General features: G+C 67.0%; 5 protein-coding genes. 4 read left to right on the forward strand and 1 reads right to left on the reverse strand.

The annotated features are described in order from the left end of the window. On the forward strand, positions 1 to 547 hold a 547-nt coding region (locus tag MEICH_RS24190), incomplete at its 5' end, for a hypothetical protein (protein ID WP_036218453.1). Further along, complete coding sequence (locus MEICH_RS24195) at positions 540 to 1,238, forward strand: M23 family metallopeptidase (protein WP_051304037.1); 699 nt, start codon at positions 540 to 542, stop codon at positions 1,236 to 1,238. The genes MEICH_RS24190 and MEICH_RS24195, both read left to right, overlap by 8 nt. 5 nt (positions 1,239 to 1,243) lie before the next feature. Here the strand turns inward: MEICH_RS24195 and MEICH_RS0107670 are convergent, their stop codons facing one another. Then, entirely contained in the window at positions 1,244 to 1,720 is a 477-nt protein-coding gene (locus tag MEICH_RS0107670) for a hypothetical protein (RefSeq protein ID WP_157202665.1), read from the reverse strand. 60 nt (positions 1,721 to 1,780) lie between these two features. Here MEICH_RS0107670 and MEICH_RS0107675 point away from each other — a divergent pair, with 60 nt between their 5' ends. Beyond that, complete coding sequence (locus tag MEICH_RS0107675; protein WP_051304038.1) at positions 1,781 to 2,008, forward strand: hypothetical protein; 228 nt, start codon at positions 1,781 to 1,783, stop codon at positions 2,006 to 2,008. Next, positions 2,008 to 2,264 (forward strand): hypothetical protein (locus tag MEICH_RS29240; protein ID WP_036218454.1); only part of this gene is annotated, 257 nt, incomplete at its 3' end. The genes MEICH_RS0107675 and MEICH_RS29240, both read left to right, overlap by 1 nt.

The raw sequence follows: 2,264 nt of genomic DNA on the forward strand, positions 1-2,264 counted from the left end.
CCCCCCCCCGCCGGCCGGCCCCGCCGCGGAGCCCGGGCCATCCCCGGCCCCCGAGCCGCCCCTGGCCGACGACGCAGGCGACGGCTTCACCCCGCTCGAGGGGGTGCAGCCCGAGGGTGCGGTGCCCGCCGACGAGGGCGAGGGCCAGCCCCAAGAGAAGCCCAACCCCCTGCAGCAGCTCGAGCCCTACTCCGACGAGGAGATCATGGGCGGCGCGGCGCTGGCCGCCATGTTCGTGCTCAAAGCCCGCGGGGCCGGCCTGAAGACTGAGCAGGAGGTGTCCGCCTTCGAGCGCGCCTTCGCCTGGGTCGAGTACCCCATCCTCAAGACCTCGCGGCTGCTCGAGCCGCTCAAGCTGGGCGAGGCCCTGCGCGAGTTCGGCATCGCCAAGGGCAACATCCCCGGGCTGAGCAAGGGCGGCGACGCCCCGGCCTGGGTGCGCCTGCTGGTGGGCGGCGTCGGCCTGGGCCTGGCCATGTGGAACGGCACCCGCGCGGTGGCCGCCGAGCGCGCCAAGGAGAAGCCCAAGGGGGGGAAGGGTGCTTAACGCCGCCCAGGCGCCCGTGCGCCTGGCGGGCGGCCTCGAGGTGCCGGCCTGGGCGCTAGGCCTGGCCGGGCTGGCCCTGGTGGCCACCCTGACCGTCCCCCAGAGCCCGTTGTCCCTGGTGAGGTGCAGAGTGAAACCAAGCGGAAAGTACTTCTGGCCGATGAACCCCATCAAGCCTGACGATGGCAGCGGGAGGGTAATTCCCGACACGAAGTTCCTGGATCCCGAATACCCGACCGAGTATGGGCTCCACACCGGCGTGGATCTGAACGGCCCTGTACAGCCGAGGTTCGGGGCTGATTCAGACTTAGGACAGCCCGTTCACGCCATAACCGATGGCGAGGTGGTGTTCGCGGGCCCCGCCGGGGGCAATGACCAGAGCTGGGGCAACCTGGTAGTGATCTGGCATCCCGGCCCCGCAGTTTGGACGCGCAGCGCTCACCTCCGAGACGTTCTCGTGAGAAAGGGTCAATGCGTGTCTGCAGGGCAACAGATCGGGACGGTTGGCAAAGGCTACAACGGCCGCTGGCCCGCACATTTGCACTTCGACGTATTCAAGAAAAAACCGGTGGCTTGGGATGACTGGCCCATGCATCGGCGCCAATACCTACTGGATCACTACGTCGACCCGATGGAGTTCTTCAGAAAAGTCAGCCCGCAATTCCCGCCGAGGTGGGCAGGGAGGAAATAGCTGTGTTAGGGCTGGAGCTTCACGACGTAGTAGACGTTGAGGCCGCTGTAAAAGGTGACCACAACGAATGCAGTGTCGAACTTGACGCTGCTAAGGTCAGGGATCCAAGCCCAGACAGCCCCCATTTTTGGGTCGTACTTAACCGCACTATCACGATGGTCAACGAAGATTCGGCCATTCTTCGCCCAAACTGCCGGAGGTTCCACGGGCTTACCTTTCAGGTAAAGGCCCTCAATCACGAGGAAATCGACAGGGCCGGGATCAATAACCCTGCCCTCGACTTTCCAGCCCTTCGGGTTGAACGGCAACACCAGGGAGAAGCCCGTTCCATGCTTGGGATTGAACATCTTCCCCTGTATGGGCTTGCCAGGGAAAGTGACGAGCTCCTTGAAGTTCCCACGCTCATTCGGGAACTGCTGGGCCAACACCAGGCCCAGCACCGACGCCAACAGCACAACCCCACCGCAAAGGAGCCTTTTCACGGCTCCAGTCTAACCACGTCCGGGCCGGGGCGCCCGGCCTGACCCCCGGAGGGAGACACTATGAACTGGGACGAACTTAAGGCACACCTCCACCGGCTGGGCGAGAGCGCCCGGCAGAACGCCTTCGAGCTGGGCGCGGCCGCCTACGGCCTCTACAGCGCCGGCAAGGGCGTCAAGAACCTGCGCGAGGGCCAGGGCTGCGCCAAGTGCGAGACCACCGGCGTGGCGCTGGGCCTGGTGCTGGCGAGCTGGGCCCTGCTGGTGATGTACGAGAAGGGGGTGAATTGATGCTGCACGACGTCGAGAGCCCGGAGCAGGCCCGGCGCTACCAGGAGGCCCTCGAGGCGGCCGTGATCGAGCAGCGCCCCGGGCTGGCCGAGGACCGCGCCGGGCTGGAGAAGGTCATCGAGCAGGGGTTCAGCGACCTCACCGGCGGGCGCTACGACACCGACGAGGCGGTGCTGGTGGGGCAGGCCGCCCGGAAGGCCCTCGAGGCGGCCGCCGACGGCGCCGGGGATGGCACGCCGCCCCACGCGGGCCAGGC

The organism is Calidithermus chliarophilus DSM 9957 (assembly GCF_000430045.1).
GTDB lineage: Bacteria > Deinococcota > Deinococci > Deinococcales > Thermaceae > Calidithermus > Calidithermus chliarophilus.